3 protein-coding genes and 1 pseudogene are annotated in these 3273 nt (G+C 61.0%); all 4 read left to right on the forward strand.

Features of this window, described 5'->3' with window-relative positions; translation table 11 throughout:
• The coding region (locus AO268_RS32255; RefSeq protein ID WP_099170908.1) for an SRPBCC family protein at positions 1-979 on the forward strand (979 nt) is incomplete at its 5' end.
• A complete protein-coding gene (gene benB, locus AO268_RS32260) occupies positions 980-1468 on the forward strand; it encodes a benzoate 1,2-dioxygenase small subunit (protein ID WP_099170909.1) in 489 nt (162 codons plus the stop codon).
• Between the two features lie 9 nt (positions 1469-1477).
• A pseudogene (benC, locus tag AO268_RS32265) lies at positions 1478-2528 on the forward strand (benzoate 1,2-dioxygenase electron transfer component BenC).
• A 115-nt stretch (positions 2529-2643) separates the two neighbouring features.
• Positions 2644-3273: 1,6-dihydroxycyclohexa-2,4-diene-1-carboxylate dehydrogenase (locus AO268_RS32270; protein ID WP_099170910.1), on the forward strand; the 630-nt coding region annotated here is incomplete at its 3' end.

A 3273-nucleotide genomic window follows, 5' to 3' on the forward strand; every position in this document is an offset into this window, starting at 1 on the left:
CCCCAAGGGCGCCGGCTATCCGGACAGCTTCGACTGTGACGGCTCGCACGACCTGAAGAAAGTTGCGCGCTTTGCTTCCTACCGCGGATTTCTGTTCGGCAGCCTGCGCGAGGACGTCGCCCCATTGGAAGAATTCCTCGGCGAGTCGAGGAAGGTCATCGACATGGTCGTCGACCAATCGCCCGAAGGTCTGGAGGTGCTGCGCGGTTCCAGCACCTATGTTTACGAAGGCAATTGGAAGGTGCAGGTCGAGAACGGGGCCGACGGCTACCACGTTAGCACTGTGCACTGGAATTACGCCGCCACCCAGCAGCAGCGCAAGCTGAGAGAAGCGGGCGATGATATTCGCGCCATGAGCGCCAGTAGCTGGGGCAAGGGTGGCGGTGGTTTCTACTCCTTTGAAAACGGCCATCAGATGATCTGGGCGCGCTGGCCCGACCCGGCAGACCGTCCGCTGTTCGCTGATCGAGATCGCTTAGCCAGTGAGGTTGGTGAAGCCCGTGCCGACTGGATGATCGGTATCTCCCGCAACCTCTGCCTCTACCCGAACCTCTACCTGATGGACCAGTTCGGCTCGCAGTTGCGTATCACCCGTCCGCTGTCGGTGGATAGAACCGAAATCACCATCTACTGCATCGCGCCGAAAGGCGAGGGCGCCGAGGCGCGTGCCCGCCGCGTCCGTCAGTACGAGGATTTCTTCAATGTCAGCGGCATGGCCACCCCGGACGACCTTGAAGAATTCCGCGCTTGCCAGCAGGGCTTCGCCGGCAGGGGAATGAACGATATGTCCCGTGGGGCGACGCACTGGATCGACGGCCCCGACGAAATTGCTAGGGGGATTGATCTGCACCCGCTGATGAGTGGCCCGCGTATCGAGGACGAGGGCCTGTTCGTCATGCAGCACAAGTACTGGCAACAGCAGATGATCAGGGCCGTCAAGGCCGAACAGGATCGGCTGATCCATGCGGAGGGCGCGTAAATGACTATCTCCTACGAAGCCGTGCGCGATTTCCTTTACCGCGAAGCACGCTACCTCGACGACAAGCAGTGGGATAGCTGGCTGGAAATGTACGCGCCGGACGCCACTTTCTGGATGCCGGCCTGGGACGCCCGCGACCAATTGACCGAAGACCCGCAGAGCCAGATCTCGCTGATTTGGTACGGCAATCGCGGTGGCCTAGAGGATCGGGTGTTCCGCATCAAGACCGAGCGCTCCAGTGCCACCATTCCGGACACCCGAACCAGCCACAACATCAGCAATCTGGAGTTGCTCGAGCAGTCCGACGGCTTCTGTAAGCTGCGCTACAACTGGTACACCTTGAATTACCGGTACAAGACGGTGGACCACTTCTTTGGCACCAACTTCTGCACCCTCGACACATGCGGCGAGAGCCCGCTGATTAAGGCCAAGAAGGTCGTTCTGAAGAACGACTACGTCCGCCAGTTCATCGATGTATACCACGTCTGAGGTGCCGCCATGACACACAAGGTTGCACTGAACTTCGAAGACGGCGTCACTCGTTTCATCGATGCTAATGCTGGCGAGACTATTGCTGATGCTGCCTACCGCCAAGGCATCAATTTACCCATGGACTGCCGAGACGGTGCATGCGGCGCCTGCAAATGCTTCGCCGAGAGCGGCCGCTACGACCTCGGCGAGGAATACATCGAGGATGCGTTGAGCGAAGCCGAAGCCGAGCAGGGCTACGTGCTGACCTGCCAGATGCGCGCCGAAAGCGACTGCGTGATTCGCGTTCCGGCCGCATCGGACGTCTGTAAGACCCAGCAGGCCAGCTATCAGGCAGCGATCAGCAACGTGCGTCAGCTGTCCGAGAGCACCATCGCGCTGTCTATCAAAAGCGCATCGCTGAACCAGTTGGCGTTTCTGCCGGGCCAGTACGTCAATCTGCAAGTGCCGGGCAGCGACCAGACCCGCGCCTATTCCTTCAGCTCGCTGCAAAAGGATGGCGAGGTCGGCTTCCTGATCCGCAACGTGCCGGGCGGGCTGATGAGCAGCTTCCTGACCAGCCTCGCCAAGGTCGGCGATAGCGTCAGTCTGGCTGGACCGCTGGGCGCGTTCTATCTGCGCGAGATCAAGCGGCCGCTGCTGTTGCTGGCGGGTGGTACCGGCCTAGCGCCGTTCACCGCGATGCTGGAGAAGATCGCCGAGCAGGGCAGCGAGCACCCGCTCCATCTGATCTACGGCGTCACCCATGACCACGACCTGGTCGAAATGGACAAGCTAGAGGCATTCGCCNCACGACCTGGTCGAAATGGACAAGCTAGAGGCATTCGCCGCGCGCATTCCCAACTTCAGCTACAGCGCCTGCGTCGCCAGCCCGGACAGCGCCTATCCGCAAAAGGGCTATGTGACCCAGTACATCGAGCCCAAACACCTCAACGGCGGTGAGGTAGATGTCTACCTTTGCGGTCCGCCACCAATGGTCGAGGCGGTCAGTCAGTACATTCGCGCACAGGGCCTCCAGCCGGCCAATTTCTATTATGAGAAGTTCGCCGCCAGCGCCTAGAGGCTCCTTTGGTCCGCTTACTTGGTGAGCGGGCCTGTTTTATTCGTGCAGTAGAGCCCATGTTTCCTGCGAACTTTCCCAAAATTGCATCTGGGCTACACAACCGAGGTGGTTCATGAACAAACGTTTCCAGGACAAGACTGCCGTTATCACCGGCGCTGCCCAGGGCATCGGTCGCCGAGGTCGGCTGCTGCTGGTCGACCGTTCCGAGCTAATACATGAGCTGGCCGACGAACTGGTCGGAGTCGCTGAGGTGCTGACCCTGACCGCCGACCTTGAGCAGTTCGCCGATTGCCAACGGGTGATGGCGGCGGCGCTCGAGCGCTTCGGTCGTCTGGACATTCTGATCAACAACGTTGGCGGCACCATTTGGGCTAAGCCATTCGAGCATTACCAGGAACACGAGATCGAGGCCGAAGTGCGTCGTTCGCTGTTCCCCACCCTGTGGTGCTGCCACGCCGCGCTGCCGCCAATGCTCGAGCAGGGCAGTGGAGCCATCGTCAACGTTTCCTCCGTCGCCACGCGCGGGGTCAATCGCGTGCCCTACGGCGCGGCAAAGGGTGGCGTTAACGCCCTGACCGCCTGCCTGGCCTTTGAAACCGCCGAGCGCGGTATCCGGGTCAACGCCACCGCGCCGGGTGGCACCGAGGCGCCTCCACGGCGGATTCCGCGCAATAGCGCCGAGCCGAGTGAGCAGGAGAAGGTCTGGTACCAGCAGATCGTCGACCAGTCCCTCGACAGCAGC

This window comes from Pseudomonas sp. ICMP 8385 (genome assembly GCF_002699915.1).
GTDB lineage: Bacteria > Pseudomonadota > Gammaproteobacteria > Pseudomonadales > Pseudomonadaceae > Aquipseudomonas > Aquipseudomonas gessardii.

What these genes read in the sequence shown, in the direction of transcription:
- benB (WP_099170909.1), top strand. Translation starts at nt 980, where the DNA reads ATGACTATCTCCTACGAAGCCGTGCGCGATTTCCTTTACCGCGAAGCA.